Below are 18218 nucleotides of genomic sequence, written 5' to 3' on the forward strand. Positions count from 1 at the left end.
TTACCAAGATTGCGTTTGCTTGAATTTCTCAAGCGCAGCTTTCAATTGGGCATCGATGTCGTCGTTATAGTTGCCAGTATTGTTAATTTCCGCCATTAGCTCAGCATATTCGCTTGCCATGAACGATTGTAACGACTCTTCAAAATCCATGATTTTGTCGATCGCTACATCTTTCAGGAAGCCTTTTTCTACGGCGTAAATTGACACTGCCATCTGAGCCACGCTCATTGGCTTGTACTGTTTCTGCTTCATCAGTTCGGTAACACGCTGACCGTGTTCCAACTGAGCACGTGTTGACTCATCAAGGTCTGATGCGAACTGCGCGAACGCAGCCAATTCGCGATACTGAGCAAGGGCAAGACGAATACCGCCGCCAAGCTTCTTGATGATTTTAGTCTGTGCAGCACCACCAACACGAGATACCGAGATACCGGCGTTAACCGCAGGACGAATACCTGAGTTAAACAAGTCAGTTTCAAGGAAGATCTGACCGTCAGTAATCGAGATAACGTTTGTTGGTACGAATGCAGATACGTCACCGGCCTGAGTTTCAATGATTGGCAGAGCGGTCAATGAACCGGTTTTGCCTTTCACTTTACCGTCGGTGTATTTTTCAACGTAGTCAGCATTAACTCGAGCAGCACGCTCTAGCAGACGTGAGTGAAGATAGAAAACGTCACCCGGGAATGCTTCACGGCCTGGCGGACGACGCAACAGCAATGAGATCTGACGGTAAGCAACCGCTTGCTTAGACAAATCATCATATACGATCAGCGCGTCTTCACCGCGGTCACGGAAGAACTCACCCATGGTACAACCAGAGTAGGCTGCCAGGTATTGCAGTGCTGCTGATTCAGAAGCTGATGCAGCAACAACGATGGTGTTTTCTAACGCACCGTGCTCTTCAAGCTTGCGAACAACCGCAGAGATTGTTGAGTTTTTCTGACCGATGGCGACGTAAACACATTTAATACCAGAATCTTTCTGGTTGATGATGGCGTCAACGGCCAACGCGGTTTTACCGGTCTGACGGTCACCGATGATCAACTCACGCTGACCACGGCCAACTGGAATCATCGAGTCGATGGATTTGTAACCTGTTTGCACAGGCTCATCAACGGATTGACGATCGATAACACCTGGAGCGATTTTTTCTACAGGCTCGAAGCGATCGGCGTCGATTGGGCCTTTACCGTCGATTGGCTGACCCAACGTGTTTACTACACGACCCAACAGTTTTTCACCCACTGGTACTTCCAAAATACGACCAGTTGATTTTACTTTTACGCCTTCCTGAAGGTCAGCGTATGGGCCCATAACAACCGCACCGACCGAGTCACGTTCAAGGTTAAGTGCGATAGCGTAACGATTACCAGGTAGCTCGATCATCTCACCCTGCAAACAATCTGCAAGGCCGTGAATGCGAATGATACCGTCCTGTACGGACATGATGGTACCTTCGTTGCGAGCTTCGCTGGTGACTTCGAACTTCTCAATTCGCTGTTTGATCAGTTCTGCGATTTCATTTGAATTCAATTGCATGCTCAAGTCCCCAATTAGGATTGCAGTGCGTAGGCAAGCCGATCCAGCTTGCCGCGCAAGGTGCCATCGATTACCGTGTCACCTGCTTCAATAACGAGTCCACCAAGAATGGACTTATCGACACTGCAGTTCAGCTTAATTTTGCGTTGCAGACGTTTTTCCAGTGCTTTACTGAGTTCTGTTTGTTGCGCTTTGAGCAACTTAACAGCAGAAGTCACATCAACTTCGACTTCTTTTTCGTATTCAGCACGGAACGTCTGATAGAGCTCACTGACTGCTGACAGGGCAGTTAAACGTTCGTTTTCTGCCATAACTCTGATGAAGTTTTTCGCGCTATCGTCGAGCTCGTCGCCGCAGACGCCAATAAACACCTCAGCTGTCTTACCAACAGTAGCGGAGCTACTCAAAAATGACGCCATGGTCTCGTCTTTCGCTACCGCGGCAGCAAATTCGAGCATTTCGGCCCATTTATCGAGCGCTCCCTGTTCTAAAGCAAAATCAAAAGCTGCTTTTGCGTAAGGGCGAGCGACCGTAGTCAGTTCTGACATAAGCTCTAACCCCTTAATTAAAGTTCAGCGACCAGTTTTTCAACGATGTCACTGTGAGCGTCTTTATCAATTTCACGCTCGATGATTTTCTGAGCGCCAGTAACGGCTAAAACAGCAACCTGTTTACGCAATTCTTCGCGTGCACGGTTACGTTCAGCAGTGACTTCCTCATGACCAGCCGCAACGATTTTTTCACGTTCTTCATGACCACGTTGAGTTTCTTCCTCAACGATCTTAGCGCCACGTTTTTTCGCCTGTTCGATGATTTCAGCCGCTTGCTGCTTCGCTTCTTTCAGCTGTTCAGCAATGTCTTCCTGGGCTTTTTCTAAATCTTTTTGAGCGCGTTCGCCCGCATTCAGACCGTCAGCAATTTTCTTCTGACGTTCTTCGATGGCATTAATGATCGGTGGCCACACGAACTTCATGCAGAACCACACAAACACTGCAAACGCGATCGATTGTCCAATTATAGTTGCGTTGATATCCACAACGGACCTCCTTTATCTGGTGACCGTCGAATCGCGCTTAGCCTAACTGAGTTAAGAACGGGTTTGCGAACGTGAACAACAATGCAACCGCAACACCGATCATCGCGATAGCATCGATAAGACCAGCAACGATGAACATTTTAACTTGCAGCTGTGGTGCCAATTCAGGTTGACGAGCGGCAGCTTCAAGGAATTTACCACCCAGCATACCGAAGCCAAGTGCTGTACCCAGTGCAGCAAGACCGATCATGATTGATACAGCGATAGCAGTAAAAGCAACTACAGTTTCCATTGATTTCTCCAGTTTTTCAGTAGATTTAAAGTTAAAAAGTAAAACAAAAACTTTTTGATAAAAAAATTAGTGTTCAGACGATGCCATGCTCAGATAAACGATGGTCAACATCATGAAAATAAATGCTTGCAATACAATGACCAGGATGTGGAACACAGCCCATGCAAAGTGCGCCGGCAACTGCCAGAAGCCGATCATTGCAATTAGAATAAAGATCAATTCGCCGGCATAAAGGTTACCGAACAAACGCAACGCCAGTGACGCTGGTTTCGCTAACAGAGTAATACTCTCCAGCACAAAGTTGACCGGAATCAGAGACCAGTGGTTAAACGGGTTCAGGGTCAGTTCTTTGGTGAAACCTTTAAGGCCTTTGTATTTGATTGAGTAGATGATGATCAGAGCGAAAACACTCAAACTCAATGCAAATGTGGTGTTCAAGTCCGTCGTAGGAACGACTTTGAAGTACACATCGTGCGGATCATCAACAAACCCTAACCAGTAGCCCGTATACATAGCTGCCGTTGGCAACCAGTCTACCGGCACCAAATCCATCAGGTTCATCAGGAAGATCCAGACAAAGATGGTTAAGGCTAAAGGTGCTATGAGTTTATCTTTACCGTGAAAGGACTCTTTGACGCTGTTGTCGACAAACTCGACAATCATTTCGACAAAGCATTGCCATTTACCAGGTACCCCCGCAGAGGATTTTTTTGCTACTCTGCGGAAACTCCACAGAAACAGCACACCCAGTAACACGGACCAGAAGATAGTATCGACATTTACCGCCCAGAATCCTTCACCGACCGTCCAGTTTTGAAGGTGGTGTTGAATATACTGAGTCGGAGTTTGCTCTCCACTTACCATGTTGTTTCCCAGTTACGTTGATTTTAAAAATGAAATTGGCGCAATCCATTGTGAAATAACAGCAACAACAAAGCCGCTCATAAGCCACACTGGATTAAAATCTGTCAGTAGAAAAAGTGCACTGATGAGTACTGCGGTCAGCACCAGCTTAATACCTTCTCCTACAAAAAAACTTTTCACAACTTTCTGGTTAGCCCTGGCTCCGGCGTGTAAAAACGCGATAGCACCAAACAGGGCATTAGGAACAACAGCTGCTAATCCACCGAACACAACGGCTACTGCAGCGGTTCCACTAACGCTCAATGCGATGACAACGGTCAGCAGAGCGACAACGACCAATTGACAGATAATGGTTTTCAAAGCCAGTTGTCTACCCACTCGGGTCATTGACTGAACCACACGTATTACCTTAGGTCATTGGTCATAAATTTTATGGCGCAATAAACAGCCACTATGAAACTCGCGCTAGTATAAAGATCTGCCCGTTAATTGCAAACAAATTTGCCTACAGCCGTTGTTTTTAATGCCATTTAACAAAAGTTCTACAACGGCTACAGTAACTTAGTCGGCGTCGTTATTTTATGTGTGAAAGGATACCGTCCAGCTCATCCAGACTGGTGTAATTAATGACCACTTTGCCTTTACCTTTGCGACCATGATTAATCGCTACTTTGGCACCAAGGGTCTCAGCAAGTTGTGTCTGAAGACGTTCAATATCAGGATCCGGCTGAGGTTTTTCCTGTTCTTTAGGGGGTTCTAGAGTTTTACGAACCAGCTTTTCGGATTCGCGTACCGTTAAATCTTTCGCGACGATTTGTTGCGCCACATCCGTTTGTTGCTCGCCTTGTAGTGCGAGCAACAACTTAGCATGACCCAGGTCGATATCACCTCGTTCTAGCAACGTCTTCACACCGGGTTCAAGATTATTCAGCCGCAATAAGTTGGTGACCGTTGTGCGTGACTTACCGACAGCTTGGGCGACATCCTGGTGAGTCATCTGAAACTCGTCGAGCAGGCGTTGCAATGCGGTCGCTTCTTCCATCGCATTTAAATCTTCACGCTGAATATTTTCGATCAGTGCGATAGCGACAGCAGCCTCATCAGCCACTTCTTTAATCAGACATGGAACCACATCAAGTTTTGCTAACTGAGCGGCCCGCCAGCGTCGCTCACCGGCAATGATTTCGTATTGGTCATCAGCAACCGGGCGTACAACGATAGGTTGAATAATGCCCTGGGCTTTTACCGAAGCAGCGAGATCTTCCAAAGCTTCCGGCGACATGTCTTTGCGCGGCTGGTAACGGCCAGGTTTTAATTGCTCGATGGGCAATTTTTGCAGTTCACCTTTATCGACAGCAATTTCAGCGGCCTCAGTACTTTGTTGACTGTGCTTTTGCTGATTTGCTGTATTACTGGTCAGCAAGGCGTCGAGCCCGCGTCCGAGTCCTCGTTTTTTAGCTGACATAGGTTATATTTTTCCCTTAAACATTAACTAACTTCCGCGTTTGCTCGCTGCTCAGACCGGCGAATTAATTCACCAGCCAATGATAAATAAGCTTTTGCACCGGTTGAAGACTTGTCGTAGTACATGGCTGGAGCGCCAAACGACGGCGCCTCTGCTAATCGAACATTACGTGGAATCACCGTGCGATACACTTTATCACCAAAATGCTGTTTCAATTGCTCAGAAACGTCATTGGCCAGACGATTACGAGGGTCGTACATGGTTCGCAATATGCCTTCGATGGCTAAGCCAGGGTTAACCACGTCAGCCAATTGTCTGATGGTCTCCATCAACGCTGTCAGACCTTCCAGAGCATAATACTCGCATTGCATCGGTACCAGTACCGAATCGGCTGCCGCCATTGCGTTAACCGTTAACAGGTTAAGTGAAGGAGGGCAGTCAATGAAAATAAAATCATAATCGTCCTGCACCGCTTTGAGGGCATTACGTAATCGGACTTCGCGGGCGAAAAATTCCATCAGCTTTATTTCCGCCGCTGTTACGTCAGAGTTGGCGGCGATCAAATGGTATTTGCCATTGGTTTCCGTCTCAACAACGTCTTTAACAGGTTTTTCATCCACCAACAGTTCGTACACGGTGTTTTCGACGTCGTACTTGTCGACACCGCTGCCCATAGTGGCATTGCCTTGCGGATCCAGGTCAATCAACAATACTTTACGCCGCGTCGCCGCCATCGAAGCCGCTAAATTAACAGCCGTCGTGGTTTTGCCTACGCCGCCTTTTTGATTCGCTATCGCAATGGTAGTCGCCACGGGTATTCAACCTCTTATCGTTATCGGATTTCTTGCCCAGAAGAAATGTGCTAAGACGAACTGTGTGCCGGCGAGATGATGACAATGTGTCGCTCGCCGTCGATACCAGGTACTTGTAACCGCTGTATCTGATCAATCTTATACTGCTGAGATAATTCGTCCAGCTCTTGCTGAGGGTATTGCCCCTTTAATGCGTAAAATTTACCTTCTGCTTTCGGTAAATGGCCGCACCAATTCAGCATATCATTAAGCGAGGCAAAGGCTCTACTTAATACACCATCAAACGAATGGCTGTGTTCGGTAAAATCTTCTACACGACTTTGCACTGCCGTTACGTTAGTTATGTTAAGTTGGTGACAAACTTGGCGAATAAAACGAATTCGTTTGCCTAAACTGTCGAGCAGAACAAACGCTTTGTCCGGGTTAGCGATAGCAAGTGGTAGCCCAGGTAGGCCCGGTCCGGTGCCGACATCAATGAACCGTTCACCTTGTAAGAAGGGACTGACGACCAGGCTGTCAACAATATGCCGACTTAACATTTGCTTAGGATCACGAACACTGGTCAAGTTGTACGCTTTGTTCCATTTATCCAGTTGTTCGACTAACTGCACCAACAAATCCAATCGCTTGTCATCAAGCGACAACAATTCGTTGCTTTGCGTTTGTTGCAATAACGCCTTTAACGATGCTTTCACGATGATTCCTTACGCGCTTTTGCGCAACAGTCCTTGTTTTTTCAGGTGCACGAGCAACATTGAAATAGCTGCCGGGGTTATGCCTGAAATGCGCGACGCTTTGCCGACGGTTTCCGGTTGGTGTTGATTTAATTTTGCAATAACCTCATTGGACAAGCCTTTTATCGACGCGTAGTCGAAATTGCTTGGCAATAACGTGTTCTCATGACGCTGTTGTTTAGCGATCTCATCCTGTTGGCGAGAAATATAACCGGCGTATTTGGTTTGTATCTCAACCTGTTCAGCTGCAGCAGGATCACTGAGCCCTGGCGCAAAGAAGGGGGTGTTAACCAAATCACGGTAATGAATTTCAGGACGCCGTAGCAGTTCTTCACCGTTAACTTCTTTGGTAATAGGACTTTTTACTAACGCATTAATGCTGTCCACTTGTTCATGGTCTTTATGCACCCAGGTTTCTTTGAGGCGCTGTTTTTCCTGCTCGATCGCTTCCATTTTGGTATTGAAAGCGGCCCAGCGCTCATCGTCGACCAAGCCAAGCTCACGGCCTTTTTCCGTTAATCGAATATCGGCATTATCTTCGCGCAATAGTAATCGGTATTCTGCCCGCGAGGTAAACATACGATAAGGTTCTTGCGTACCTAAGGTTGACAGATCGTCGATCAATACCCCTGTGTATGCTTGGTCACGACGCGGTGACCAACTGTCTTTACCCTGCGCTCGCAATGAGGCATTAAGACCAGCGATAAGCCCTTGCGCACCGGCTTCTTCATAACCTGTGGTGCCATTGATTTGACCGGCAAAAAACAGTCCTTCGATAACTTTGGTTTCGAGCGACTGCTTCAGATCCCGAGGATCAAAATAGTCGTACTCGATGGCGTAGCCCGGACGCGTAATTACGGCATGTTCAAAACCGCGTATCGAGCGCACCAAACATTCCTGAACGTCGTACGGCAAGCTGGTTGAAATACCATTTGGGTAGAGCTCGAACGTATCCAGCCCTTCAGGTTCAACAAAAATTTGATGCGACGCTTTATCGGCAAAACGGACGATCTTATCTTCTATCGATGGACAGTAACGTGGACCAACGCCTTCGATAACGCCTGAATACATAGGCGAACGATCAAGTCCGGATCGAATAATATCGTGGGTTGATTCGTTGGTATGGGTTATATAGCAAGATATTTGCCGGGGATGATCCGCTTGGGAACCCATGTACGAAAATACGGGCGTCGGATTGTCTCCAGGCTGTTCCTGCATCACCGAAAAATCAACGGAGCTACTGGCAATACGGGGTGGTGTACCTGTTTTTAAGCGCTCTACGCGTAACGGCAATGCTCGCAATCGTTTTGCTAACGCGTTAGCCGGAGGATCACCTGCACGACCACCTTGGTAATTATCTAAACCAATATGGATTTGGCCGCCAAGGAAGGTACCAACGGTTAGCACCACATTATTGGCTAAAAATTTAAGGCCCATTTGGGTAACAACGCCACAGACACGATCGTTTTCAACGATCAGGTCGTCACAGCCTTGCTGAAATAATGTGAGATTTGGCTGTGTTTCTAACGCGTAACGAATAGCTTGTTTGTAAAGCTGGCGATCGGCCTGCGCTCGGGTAGCCCGGACTGCCGGGCCTTTCGACGAGTTGAGGGTGCGAAATTGGATACCTGCACGATCCGCTGCTTTTGCCATGATCCCGCCCAAGGCATCGATCTCTTTGACGAGATGGCCTTTACCAATACCCCCAATCGCTGGGTTACAGGACATTTGCCCTAAGGTATCAATATTATGCGTGAGTAACAGCGTACGACTGCCCATACGAGCTGCGGCGAGGGCAGCTTCTGTACCGGCATGACCTCCACCGACAACGATAACATCAAATTGTTGACTTGAGGTGTGTGACATTAAGCAGAACCTATGGCGTTAAAGGATTTGATCGAGCCGAGTATTTTAACGTGAATTGACTCAGATCGAAAAGGTTATTTTTTGCGCATCCGTATTTTTACACTTTGCTGAGAAAGGATCTAAATAAGATCAGTATTTGATCTTTATAGATCTTTTATTATTACTTCTTTTAGCTTGGGGATATCTGTGAATAGATCGCTGCAGAGCTTTATTTATCTCGCTTTGCGAACGATCAAAAAGTGTGTGTAAGATCCCTTAAGCTGGGATCATAGATCGTGGATAAGTCACCTGTTTATACACAACCCAAGTTATCCCCAAACATATACCCATGCCGACGACAGCCCTTAAGTGATCTTATACCTGATCTAATCACAGGCCTGCGCTACTGTGCATAACCCCGTGGATAGGATCGAGGATCATGGCGTCGGCGCCTTAATCACACTGATCATTTTTGTGTATAGGATCGCAGTGCTTCGATCCAATTGGGCAACCATTGTTCGACGGCGTGTTCGGGGTCATCTTCCAGCATATCGATCTCTAATCCTTGGCACAGACGATGAGCGCCTAATTGTGCAAGCCGTTTATCGAGGTCTCGGCCAGCGGCGCAGTAAGTGTCGTAACAGGATTCGCCAATCGCCACGATCGCATAGGGAAACGACTTAAGTTCAGTGATTTGCTGGATCTGATCGTAGAAGTCCAGCATCGAATCGGCATAATCACCGGCGCCGTGGCTGGCAATAAAGACCAGCCACGGTTGGCTTTGATCAAGCTCTGATAAGTCCGGTTCGTAGTGTAATTCAACCTCTATCTGAAGCTGTTGTTTGATCAGTTCGGCAGCATGGTCTGCCAGGTATTCTGTGTTGCCGGAAGTGGTACCGACTAATATCTGTAATGAAGTCATGGCTTATAATCTGTTTTATGCTTAAGTTAGTAGTATAAAACGTCATCTTACAGGAGTTTTATTATGCATAAATCATTGTTTGTCGCCTGCACGGGATTGCTGGTGATGTTATTTTCATTGAGTGCCTGGTCACAGGGTATTGAAGCGCCGAAACAAGTCAGTGAGCGGTTATGGGTCATGGGTACTCCGGATCAACGCGACATAACAGAATTTGCCGAGCAGGGTGGCGACGTTGTGATCAGTTTGTTGTCGGTTGAGGAAATGGCAGGCAGTAACGAAACGGAATGGACCACCAAGGCCGGCATTGCTTTTTATCATGTGCCGGTAGACGGTTCAAAAGGCGTTACGTTTGCCAACGCCAGAGCGTTGGATAGGCTGCTGTTAATGCATGCCGACAAACGAATTATGGTGCATTGTGCGTCGGCTAACCGAGTTGGGGCGTTGTTCGCGTTGCGGGCGGCCTGGCTTGACGGCCTGTCAGCGCAGCAAGCGCTCGACATTGGCCGCCAGCACGGTATGACGTCGTTAGAGCAAAAAGTATCAGAGATGCTCGCTGAGTAACTCAGGTAAGCGCTCAGGAGTAAAGATCTCGATCCAGTAGCCATCGGGATCTTTAATAAAAGCGATACCTTTCATGTTGCCGTCAGCCGGCCGTTTTTGAAAGGCTACCCCAAGTTTCTCGAAACGCTCGCAGGCGGCATCAATGTCAGGTACCGCAAAACCGATATGGCCAAAGCCTTTAGGTTCGCTGTTACCACTGTGAAACGACAGTGCTTCGTTATCTTCGTCACCCCAGTTGTGAGTTAATTCGAGCATCGCTGGCCGGGAAAACGTTTGCTTGATGCGCTCATCATGGTCTTTTGACCATTGTTCTCTTTGTTCAGGCGATAGCGCAGCCATAAAGTACAAAGAAAACTTCATCTCAGGAAAATCCAGTCGCTTAACCAGCGTCATGCCCATGACATCGCTGTAAAATTGCAGAGATCGTTTAGGATCTTTAATTCGCATCATGGTTTGGTTAAACACGTACTGATGGGTTTCTGGATCGTGCTGTTCAGACAATCCTTCTGCTTGATCAAAATGTCGGCTCATTGTCGCTCCTTAACGGCTTTCGTATGATTAGGGTATGATACAGCTATTGGGTTAAAGACAGAGACTTTCAAGCAGTGACTGTAACTGAAGAAGGACGTTGGTTCGTTTATTTACTGCGTTGTGCAGATGATAGCTTGTATTGCGGCATCACCACTGACATCTCGCGCAGATTGCGACAGCACAACGGCGACATTAAAGGCGGTGCGCGTTACACGCAGGTGCGCCGCCCGGTGAAACTGGCTTATCTCGAACAACATGGTAATCGATCAGCGGCGGCTGCCAGGGAGTACGCGGTTAAACGCTTGCCAGCGACGGTTAAGCGAGATCTTTGCCGCACTGCCAACATACCTCAAAATTTGAGAAGTTTGTCTCCTGACAGTGAGGACAGGTAATCTCGAGTTGTCGATCTTGCTCATAGTTGGTCAATATTTTACGTGCCTGTTCATACTGTTCAGCCTGAACCTTGAGCGGTGTTTCGATGGCGTCGGCAGGCAATTCGCCTATCCCGCCAACCATACCGTTATCAGTCATCCTAACCGTGATCTGTTGCGTCTCCAGCAACCCTTTTAGCAGCTGTGCTTCCAGTGGGTTAGCCGCATAATAGACGGTAAGCCATTCATCACTCATGTTCTGCCACCTGATGTTGAACCCTTAGCAAATAGCGCGTACAGGCGAGTTTATCTTTGGTACCCAGTTTGTCAGCCATTTGATAGAGTTTAAAGAGCCGGTGATACAACCGGGCTTTATAGCGCTGTCGTTGACTGTTGCTGAGAGTGCGCGTCTGCAGTTGGTGTAAGTCGCCTTCCAGAGCCTGAATGAGTTGTTGCTGGCGACTGCGCAAATTGGTTGGAAACAGCAATCGATAACTGATCAAAGCGAGGATCGGTGCAGCGATAACGGCCAAGGCGATGCTGATCGCCTGGAGTGGCTCAAACTGATAGTGTAATGCCGGTTGCATGAGCAACAGAAAAACCAGATTGAAATCCATGGCGCCGTTAGCGGTTCGGTTGTGTGCCATCGGGAAGCCGGCAAATAGGATGATTGGCATTAACCACAATATCATTGCAAGAATAGAATCTGCGTGAGGCCAAATAAAGGCTTGCACGAATAACGCGGTTAACGCGCCGAAGCTTTGCCCGATAAAAACGTAGTACATGGTTTTGGCCGGGTTTTCACTGGTAGAAAACAACGTCAGCATGACGGATGCACCTAACAGCAAATAGGCCATCTGAAACCAACCAGTATACGCCCAGGCGACACTGATCAGGGTCATAACCATCAGTGTGCGCAAGGCAGCTTGGCGAGCTCCCCGCCAGTCACGATGTAACAATATAGAGAGTTTTCGCACTGAGCGCGCCGTCTTGCCAGTATCACGGAATTCCAAGCGGGCATAAGAGGCTTCTACGAACTCCTTAAAATAAGGCAGCAGGGCGGCGTGTTCGACGTGTTGCAGAACATTGCCCAGGGCGTTACGAATTTGCTCCGAACGATTGTCAATCAGCGACTTGGAACAGGTAAGTAAGTGTTCACTCATTTCTTTTGACTGAATCACTCCTTTGTTTTCAAGTTGAGCAAATAAACCCAGTTGTGCATTGAGGATGCGCCGTATGGTTTTTGCTGACTGATGTGCTGAGGGTGAACCGGTACCGTGTTCGATCAGCTGTGCCTCCAGGTGGGCTAATTGTGATATCCGATCATAACTATTCAGTTGTTGTAATGAACCGGTTTTGTACGCTTGTGCAAGAATGCGGAGGTTTTCTGCGGTTTGGCGTCGAAACTGGTTAACCAACGACTGTTCGGCACGTGAATAGGTAAATAACCAACCGATCAGTAAGGCGGTCATGACGCCGACAAAGACCGTGAGTAAACGGTCAATCCCGAGCGGTAAAAGGGCATCGGGAGTGCGCGTCAGTAATACCACCATGGATGCTGAGTAGCCGGCTAAAATGGCACCATAGGAAACCAGACCGTGTAACAGGTTGCCGATATACACGCACAAACCAACCCAGGCTGTTAAGCCCAGCGCCATGAAAATGATGTCATTACCGGTGGTGACCACCAGCAACATACCGACAACGGTGCCCAGCAGCGTGCCAAGGATCCGATAGGCGGCTTTTTCCAGAAGTAAGCCACGGGTGGGTTGGGATACTGCCCAGACGGTCATAGCGGACCATTGAGGATGTTCCAGCCCTAACGCCCAGGCAAAGACAAGTGATAAACAAGCGGCGATCCCGGTTCGGAAGCCAAACCGGAATCTTGTGTAGTCGAAGCCTAATTGTGCAAATTTAGCCTTTACTGCTGTCATCAATGAGTACCGCGATGGCACCGTCACCGGTAATATTACAGGCGGTGCCAAAGCTGTCCTGTGCCATGTAGAGAGCAATCATTAGCGCAATTGCGGTCTCGCCGAATCCAAGCATGGAGCCCAGCAGACCAACGGCTGACATTACCGCTCCGCCAGGAACACCCGGTGCTGCCAACATGACAACGCCCAGCATCATGATAAAGGGTAATACCGTGAGGAATGACGGAATCGCTAAGGCGTTATGCAGTACCATGACAGCCACGGTACAACTGACGATCGTAATGGTTGAGCCAGCCAGATGAACGGTCGCGCACAAAGGCACAGAAAAGTTCGCGACGTTATTGTCGACCTGGTTTTTACGGACACTCTGCAGGGTCACCGGAATGGTTGCTGCACTCGACATGGTGCCTAGCGCGGTAAAATAAGCCGGTAACATGTTCTTTATGAGCTTCAGTGGCGACTGACGGCTTTTGATGCCGGCGATAACGAACATAGTGGTGATGTAAACCCAATGCAGAATCACAGCCATAATTAGGATGATGCCGAAGGTTTTCAGTGTTTCGAACACGGTGCCGGCGACGGCCATTTCAGTAAATACGCCGGCAATATAAAACGGCAATAACGGGATAATGACTTTAGCCAGCAATTGCTCAATGATATCGCGGCCCTGATCAGACAAGGTTTTAAGTTGCTGGGCCTGAGTTGCAGCGATGCCTAATCCGAAAATAAACGCCAGTACCAGTGCTGACATCACGCTCATCAGCGGTGGGATATCAAGCGTGATAAATGGCGCTAAACTGGCATTGGCTTCGTTAGTAACCGACTGTGCGTCCGCGCTCAACATAGGCACTATCGCAGTGGCCACAAAGAAGGCCAGAATACCGGCAGAGAGCGTCGATAAGTAGGCAACCCCCAACGTTTTACCCAACAGTTTTCCAGAATTATTCGGCAGGCTGGCAATGCCACTGGTGATAAAAAAGAGAATCAATAATGGGATGGTGAAAAACAGTAACTGCCCGAACAAATCTTTAAAGGTTAACAGCAGCCGGCTAACCCAGTCAGGGGCGTATAAACCGATAACGATACCGGCGAGAATGCCGGCGATAAGTTTGATGATCAGCTTCATGTTGTATTCCTAAAGGGGTTATTTACCGATACAGAATGAGCCAAAAATTTGGCCGAGCAAATCGTCAGAGGTGAACTCTCCGGTGATTTCATTCAGATGTTGTTGCGCCAGTCGCAATTCTTCTGCAAGCAACTCACCGGCCAGGTTCAGTTCCAATTGCTCCTGACCCTGTAACAGATGTGCTTTGGCTTTTGCCAGTGCGTCAAGGTGACGGCGTCGCGCCATAAAGCTGCCTTCTGCGCTGGTGGTGTAGCCAACACAGTGTTTTAAGTGATCACGCAATAGCTCGATACCGTGTCCGGTTTTTGCCGAGAGGTGCAACACCGGAATACCGTTATGTTCGTCGATACCGATGGACTCGCGGGTCAGATCGACCTTATTGCGAATCACGGTAAATGGCATATCTTCCGGAAGCTGCGCGAAAAACTCTGGCCAAATATCGTCAGGATGTATGGCGCTGGTTTGTTGAGAATCCACCATAAACAGCACGCGGTCGGCTTGACGAATTTCTTCCCAGGCCCGTTCAATACCGATTTGCTCGACTTGATCCGGTGATTCCCGCAAGCCGGCGGTATCAATAATATGTAGGGGCATTCCGTCTATTTGAATGTGTTCGCGCAGGACGTCCCGCGTGGTACCGGCAATTTCGGTGACGATGGCTGATTCGCGGCCGGCCAGCGCATTCAACAGACTTGATTTGCCGGCATTGGGTCGTCCGGCTATAACAATACGCATACCTTCCCGCATCAGAGTGCCCTGGCGAGCCTGATGTTCTATATGGAACAATTGATCAATGATGTCGCTAAGGTCACCGGCGACTTTCCCGTCCGATAAGAAATCAATTTCCTCGTCCGGAAAATCAATGGCCGCTTCAACGTACATGCGCAGATGAATTACCGCATCGACAAGTTGGTCAATCTTATGAGAAAACTCGCCTTTGAGGCTCTGTAAGGCGGCTTTTGCGGCTTGTTCCGAATTGGTATCAATAAGATCGGCAATGGCTTCTGCCTGTGTCAGGTCGAGCTTGTCGTTGAGAAACGCTCGTTCGCTGAACTCGCCGGGACGAGCAGGGCGTATACCGGGTAATTCCAATATTGCTTTGATGATCATGTCAATGAGAACGGGGCCACCGTGCCCTTGTAGTTCCAGCACATCTTCCCCGGTAAATGAGTTGGGGCCGGGGAAGTAAAGCGCGATGCCCTCATCCAGCAATTCACCTTTGGTATTTCGGAACGGTAAATATTCCGCTCGGCGAGGTTTAGGGCAATGCCCGAGCAGTTTCTCCGCAACCAGTTTGCTGGCTTTACCACTGACACGCACGATACCGACACCGCCGCGTCCTGGGGGTGTGGCTTGCGCAACAATGGTATCGTTAAAGTCGGTTTCAGTTTGCATGGTGGTACATTATATTGTCGAAGTCAGAAGCTAGTGTAGCCGATAGAAAAAAGCCCGACATTCCGTCGGGCTTTCAACGCATTATTTCCCGCGGACGTTTATGCCCTTTTTCTCTAATCCTTTGTAAATAATCAACATCTGCGCGATGGTGATCAAGTTACTGACCAGCCAGTATAGAACCAAGCCGGACGGGAACCAGAGGAAGAATACGGTAAAGATAACCGGCATGTATTGGAAAAGTTTCTGCTGCATTGGGTCAGCCGTCGGTGTTGGCTGTAACTTCTGCATCAAGAACATGCTCGCGCCCATCAGGATAGGCAGGATGTAATAAGGGTCTTTGGTCGACAGATCCTGGATCCAGAAGACAAATTCGGAATGGCGTAATTCAACGCTTTCCAGCAACACCCAGTACAAGGCGAGGAAGATAGGTAATTGCAACAGCATTGGTAAGCAGCCACCCAGAGGATTCACTTTTTCCTCTTTGTAGAGCTTCATCATTGCCTGCGACATCTTCTGGCGGTCAGAACCATAACGCTCACGCAGAGCCGTCATTTTCGGCTGTAGCATGCGCATTTTCGCCATTGATACGTATTGCGCTTTGGTTAACGGGAACAGGACGGCTTTCACGATAACCGTGGTCAGGATGATGGCCAGACCCCAGTTAACAACCATGCTTTGCAAGAATTGTAGGAGCTTAAAGATAGGTTGTGCCAGCCACCACAGAAAACCGTAGTCGACGGTAAGGTCGAGGTTTTCCGCCAACGCTGCCATAGCGTCCTGATCTTTAGGACCTAAATACAGTGTTGAGTTAATGGTTTTGGTCTCGCCGGCGTTTACCTGAATCATCGGATAAATAACACCAATGATCGCCTGCGAATTATCGGCTACGCGCGAGAATAAACGGTTTTCTTGTTGCTGCGTCGGAATCCACGCAGACACAAAGTAATGCTCAAGCATACTGACCCAGCCGGTTTGAGTACTTACGTTCAAACGTTGGTCGCGCATGTCTTCAAAATCGTATTTTTCGAACTTATCGTCGTCGTGTGAGTAGGCCGCACCAAAATAAGTTGGCATGATCATACTGCCGCCTTCACCTGCCGCCATGGTCTGTTGCAATTGGCCATAAAACTGCATTTGTTGGGCTTGCTGACTGGCGTTTTCGATTTCATAACGAACATCAACGTGATACTTGCCCTGTTCAAAGGTAAATATTTTCTTAATCGTTGAACCGTCATCTTTGGTAAAGACAAGCGGTACTTCAAGACGTCCGCCGTCCATGTTGTACTCGGTTTTAGCAACTGAGAACTGGGCACGACCACCACTGGAATCGATGCCGTTAGGGCCGATCAAGCCAGATTGTGCAATGTAAAGATTGCCTGGTTGGCGTTGCAATAACTGGAAACGTTCTTCCGAATCCAGTGATTCGGCAAACTGTAGTAACTTGGCGGATACGATATCACCGCCTTTGGTGTCGATAACCAGGTCGAGTACATCAGTTTTTACTTCGACCAGTTGGCCGGTTCGAGCCTGAGTGGCAGGTGTATCACCTTCAGGAACCGAAGCATCTGAAGCAACCGCGCCTTGTGGATCGGGAACTGTGGAGTTGCCACTATCTGTCGTAGACGAGGTGGTTGATTTGCTTGGCGCCTGAGTTCCCGGTGCTGTATCGACCATCCAGGTCTGAAACAGGAAAAAGGACACCACTAAAAAAGCAATAAAAAGTATCGATCGTGGCGAATTCATAGTGATTTCGTCTCTAAGTTGCTACTGTTCGTGTGAATGTAAAGCGTCGTTGTGCGAGGCTTTCGCGTCAGGGACAGGATCAAACCCGCCCTCGCTGCCTGGATGACACCGTGCAATGCGTTTTGCGGCTAAGCCTACGCCCCTGATTGTACCGTGTTTCTCTATCGCCTCACAGGCATAATGCGAACATGATGGATAAAAACGACAGCGCGGCCCCATCAATGGCGATAGGGTCCATTGATAGATCTTAATTAACGCGACTGGTATTGCTCGCAGCGCTTTGCCAATTTTCGCCATAAATAGTTCAATGTATTGTTGAGTTCGGTATTATCAAGGTCAACGATACCTTGTTTGGCTATAACCACAATATCGAAGTTTGGAATTTTGTGTTGGCGCAAACGGAAGGTTTCGCGCACTCGGCGTTTGATGCGATTGCGTTGAACGGCTGTTTTAGCACGTTTCTTGCTGATCGTTACGCCAATTCGAGCGTGGTCTAGATCGTTGGGTGTTGCGAGCATGGTTAACTGCGCGGTGACAGCTTTTACCGGGGGATTAGAGAAAACGGTCTGAAACTGAGAGGGAGTTAGCAGGCGCAACTCCCTTCCATAGGCGTGAGTGTTATGCACTCAGTACTTTGCGACCACGTGCACGACGGCGTGCGATCACTTTACGGCCGTTTTTAGTTGCCATGCGCGCACGGAAACCGTGAGTGCGTTTGCGTTTTAATACGCTTGGTTGAAACGTTCTTTTCATAACAGTTATTCCATCGGTCAGTGCTAAAATTTTAGAGCGCGGATCATACCGATCTTTTTCATGTCAGTCAACATCTATCCGATGATTAACTGATTAAAAAGTGATTTATTTCATCCACATTATGGATGCCATAAATCCAATCAATGTGGATAATATGATAAGTTACTCACATTAATGTGGCAATCTAAACGTCGAAATGAACCGACAAAATTACCGTGAAAGGTAGCGTTCACCTGATCTCTGGAGTACAATTACCAAAATGCATAATTATAATTAGAATGGAGATGTTAGT

The 18218-nt window shown here is 48.1% G+C and carries 22 protein-coding genes; 2 read left to right on the plus strand and 20 right to left on the minus strand.

Going from position 1 to position 18218, the window contains the following annotated elements:
* From atpA to C5610_RS13505, 11 genes are all read right to left on the minus strand, one after another.
* Nucleotides 1-1542: a F0F1 ATP synthase subunit alpha gene (gene atpA, locus C5610_RS13455; RefSeq protein ID WP_105307624.1), complete on the minus strand. Its 1542-nt coding sequence runs from the start codon at nucleotides 1540-1542 to the stop codon at nucleotides 1-3.
* A gap of 14 nt (nucleotides 1543-1556) precedes the next feature.
* Nucleotides 1557-2090 carry a F0F1 ATP synthase subunit delta gene (gene atpH / locus C5610_RS13460; protein ID WP_105307625.1) on the minus strand — a complete coding sequence of 178 codons (534 nt, stop codon included), beginning with the start codon at nucleotides 2088-2090 and terminating at the stop codon, nucleotides 1557-1559.
* A 17-nt stretch (nucleotides 2091-2107) separates the two neighbouring features.
* A complete protein-coding gene (atpF, locus tag C5610_RS13465; protein ID WP_105307626.1) occupies nucleotides 2108-2578 on the minus strand; it encodes a F0F1 ATP synthase subunit B in 471 nt (156 codons plus the stop codon).
* A gap of 37 nt (nucleotides 2579-2615) precedes the next feature.
* Entirely contained in the window at nucleotides 2616-2870 is a 255-nt protein-coding gene (gene atpE / locus C5610_RS13470; protein ID WP_053954488.1) for a F0F1 ATP synthase subunit C, read from the minus strand.
* Between the two features lie 66 nt (nucleotides 2871-2936).
* Complete coding sequence (gene atpB, locus C5610_RS13475) at nucleotides 2937-3734, minus strand: F0F1 ATP synthase subunit A (protein ID WP_105307627.1); 798 nt, start codon at nucleotides 3732-3734, stop codon at nucleotides 2937-2939.
* Between the two features lie 12 nt (nucleotides 3735-3746).
* The gene (locus C5610_RS13480) at nucleotides 3747-4094 is read right to left on the minus strand and encodes an ATP synthase subunit I (RefSeq protein ID WP_262339906.1); all 348 of its coding nucleotides are present in this window, start codon (nucleotides 4092-4094) and stop codon (nucleotides 3747-3749) included.
* Nucleotides 4095-4308: 214 nt separating this feature from the next.
* The gene (locus tag C5610_RS13485; protein WP_105307629.1) at nucleotides 4309-5199 is read right to left on the minus strand and encodes a ParB/RepB/Spo0J family partition protein; all 891 of its coding nucleotides are present in this window, start codon (nucleotides 5197-5199) and stop codon (nucleotides 4309-4311) included.
* Between the two features lie 23 nt (nucleotides 5200-5222).
* Complete coding sequence (locus tag C5610_RS13490; protein WP_105307630.1) at nucleotides 5223-6011, minus strand: ParA family protein; 789 nt, start codon at nucleotides 6009-6011, stop codon at nucleotides 5223-5225.
* Nucleotides 6012-6061: 50 nt separating this feature from the next.
* A complete protein-coding gene (gene rsmG, locus C5610_RS13495; RefSeq protein ID WP_105307631.1) occupies nucleotides 6062-6706 on the minus strand; it encodes a 16S rRNA (guanine(527)-N(7))-methyltransferase RsmG in 645 nt (214 codons plus the stop codon).
* A gap of 9 nt (nucleotides 6707-6715) precedes the next feature.
* Nucleotides 6716-8611: a tRNA uridine-5-carboxymethylaminomethyl(34) synthesis enzyme MnmG gene (mnmG, locus tag C5610_RS13500; RefSeq protein WP_105307632.1), complete on the minus strand. Its 1896-nt coding sequence runs from the start codon at nucleotides 8609-8611 to the stop codon at nucleotides 6716-6718.
* A gap of 445 nt (nucleotides 8612-9056) precedes the next feature.
* Entirely contained in the window at nucleotides 9057-9512 is a 456-nt protein-coding gene (locus C5610_RS13505; RefSeq protein ID WP_105307633.1) for a flavodoxin domain-containing protein, read from the minus strand.
* A 63-nt stretch (nucleotides 9513-9575) separates the two neighbouring features.
* On the opposite strand from C5610_RS13505, the gene C5610_RS13510 reads away from it, so the two are divergent.
* Complete coding sequence (locus C5610_RS13510; protein ID WP_105307634.1) at nucleotides 9576-10073, plus strand: beta-lactamase hydrolase domain-containing protein; 498 nt, start codon at nucleotides 9576-9578, stop codon at nucleotides 10071-10073.
* Here C5610_RS13510 and gloA read toward each other — a convergent pair.
* A complete protein-coding gene (gene gloA / locus C5610_RS13515; RefSeq protein WP_105307635.1) occupies nucleotides 10053-10604 on the minus strand; it encodes a lactoylglutathione lyase in 552 nt (183 codons plus the stop codon). The genes C5610_RS13510 and gloA overlap by 21 nt on opposite strands.
* Nucleotides 10605-10678: 74 nt before the next feature.
* On the opposite strand from gloA, the gene C5610_RS13520 reads away from it, so the two are divergent.
* Entirely contained in the window at nucleotides 10679-10996 is a 318-nt protein-coding gene (locus C5610_RS13520) for a GIY-YIG nuclease family protein (RefSeq protein ID WP_105307636.1), read from the plus strand.
* On the opposite strand, the gene C5610_RS13525 is transcribed toward C5610_RS13520, so the two are convergent.
* The 8 genes from C5610_RS13525 to rpmH all read right to left on the minus strand — a co-directional run bounded on the left by C5610_RS13525 (nucleotide 10920) and on the right by rpmH (nucleotide 17926).
* Entirely contained in the window at nucleotides 10920-11231 is a 312-nt protein-coding gene (locus C5610_RS13525; RefSeq protein ID WP_105307637.1) for a DUF2007 domain-containing protein, read from the minus strand. The two genes, C5610_RS13520 and C5610_RS13525, sit on opposite strands and share 77 nt — an antisense overlap.
* Nucleotides 11224-12909, minus strand: a complete 1686-nt coding sequence (locus C5610_RS13530; protein ID WP_105307638.1) for an FUSC family protein — start codon at nucleotides 12907-12909, stop codon at nucleotides 11224-11226. The genes C5610_RS13525 and C5610_RS13530 overlap by 8 nt, the downstream gene beginning before the upstream one ends.
* On the minus strand, nucleotides 12890-14035 hold the full coding sequence (locus C5610_RS13535; RefSeq protein ID WP_105307639.1) for a dicarboxylate/amino acid:cation symporter: 1146 nt from the start codon (nucleotides 14033-14035) through the stop codon (nucleotides 12890-12892). Before C5610_RS13535 ends, C5610_RS13530 begins: the two co-directional genes overlap by 20 nt.
* 18 nt (nucleotides 14036-14053) lie before the next feature.
* Complete coding sequence (gene mnmE / locus C5610_RS13540; RefSeq protein WP_105307640.1) at nucleotides 14054-15430, minus strand: tRNA uridine-5-carboxymethylaminomethyl(34) synthesis GTPase MnmE; 1377 nt, start codon at nucleotides 15428-15430, stop codon at nucleotides 14054-14056.
* A gap of 81 nt (nucleotides 15431-15511) precedes the next feature.
* Nucleotides 15512-17173, minus strand: a complete 1662-nt coding sequence (gene yidC / locus C5610_RS13545; protein ID WP_105307641.1) for a membrane protein insertase YidC — start codon at nucleotides 17171-17173, stop codon at nucleotides 15512-15514.
* A 21-nt stretch (nucleotides 17174-17194) separates the two neighbouring features.
* Nucleotides 17195-17470 (minus strand): membrane protein insertion efficiency factor YidD, encoded by a 276-nt coding sequence (yidD, locus tag C5610_RS13550; protein ID WP_105307642.1) that lies wholly within the window; start codon nucleotides 17468-17470, stop codon nucleotides 17195-17197.
* A complete protein-coding gene (gene rnpA, locus C5610_RS13555) occupies nucleotides 17425-17799 on the minus strand; it encodes a ribonuclease P protein component (RefSeq protein WP_105307643.1) in 375 nt (124 codons plus the stop codon). The genes yidD and rnpA overlap by 46 nt, the downstream gene beginning before the upstream one ends.
* Nucleotides 17792-17926: a 50S ribosomal protein L34 gene (rpmH, locus tag C5610_RS13560; protein WP_040487621.1), complete on the minus strand. Its 135-nt coding sequence runs from the start codon at nucleotides 17924-17926 to the stop codon at nucleotides 17792-17794. The genes rnpA and rpmH overlap by 8 nt, the downstream gene beginning before the upstream one ends.
* Nucleotides 17927-18218 lie beyond the last annotated feature (292 nt).

Source organism: Idiomarina sp. OT37-5b, assembly GCF_002968395.1.
GTDB classification, from domain to species: Bacteria; Pseudomonadota; Gammaproteobacteria; order Enterobacterales; family Alteromonadaceae; genus Idiomarina; species Idiomarina aquatica.

Bases quoted from the DNA above. Each gene is read 5' to 3' on its own strand.
- atpA (WP_105307624.1), bottom strand. From the start codon at position 1,542: ATGCAATTGAATTCAAATGAAATCGCAGAACTGATCAAACAGCGAATT.
- atpH (WP_105307625.1), bottom strand. From the start codon at position 2,090: ATGTCAGAACTGACTACGGTCGCTCGCCCTTACGCAAAAGCAGCTTTT.
- atpE (WP_053954488.1), bottom strand. From the start codon at position 2,870: ATGGAAACTGTAGTTGCTTTTACTGCTATCGCTGTATCAATCATGATC.
- atpB (WP_105307627.1), bottom strand. From the start codon at position 3,734: ATGGTAAGTGGAGAGCAAACTCCGACTCAGTATATTCAACACCACCTT.
- C5610_RS13485 (WP_105307629.1), bottom strand. From the start codon at position 5,199: ATGTCAGCTAAAAAACGAGGACTCGGACGCGGGCTCGACGCCTTGCTG.
- mnmG (WP_105307632.1), bottom strand. From the start codon at position 8,611: ATGTCACACACCTCAAGTCAACAATTTGATGTTATCGTTGTCGGTGGA.
- C5610_RS13505 (WP_105307633.1), bottom strand. From the start codon at position 9,512: ATGACTTCATTACAGATATTAGTCGGTACCACTTCCGGCAACACAGAA.
- C5610_RS13510 (WP_105307634.1), top strand. From the start codon at position 9,576: ATGCATAAATCATTGTTTGTCGCCTGCACGGGATTGCTGGTGATGTTA.
- gloA (WP_105307635.1), bottom strand. From the start codon at position 10,604: ATGAGCCGACATTTTGATCAAGCAGAAGGATTGTCTGAACAGCACGAT.
- C5610_RS13525 (WP_105307637.1), bottom strand. From the start codon at position 11,231: ATGAGTGATGAATGGCTTACCGTCTATTATGCGGCTAACCCACTGGAA.
- C5610_RS13530 (WP_105307638.1), bottom strand. From the start codon at position 12,909: ATGACAGCAGTAAAGGCTAAATTTGCACAATTAGGCTTCGACTACACA.
- C5610_RS13535 (WP_105307639.1), bottom strand. From the start codon at position 14,035: ATGAAGCTGATCATCAAACTTATCGCCGGCATTCTCGCCGGTATCGTT.
- mnmE (WP_105307640.1), bottom strand. From the start codon at position 15,430: ATGCAAACTGAAACCGACTTTAACGATACCATTGTTGCGCAAGCCACA.
- yidC (WP_105307641.1), bottom strand. From the start codon at position 17,173: ATGAATTCGCCACGATCGATACTTTTTATTGCTTTTTTAGTGGTGTCC.
- yidD (WP_105307642.1), bottom strand. From the start codon at position 17,470: ATGGCGAAAATTGGCAAAGCGCTGCGAGCAATACCAGTCGCGTTAATT.
- rpmH (WP_040487621.1), bottom strand. From the start codon at position 17,926: ATGAAAAGAACGTTTCAACCAAGCGTATTAAAACGCAAACGCACTCAC.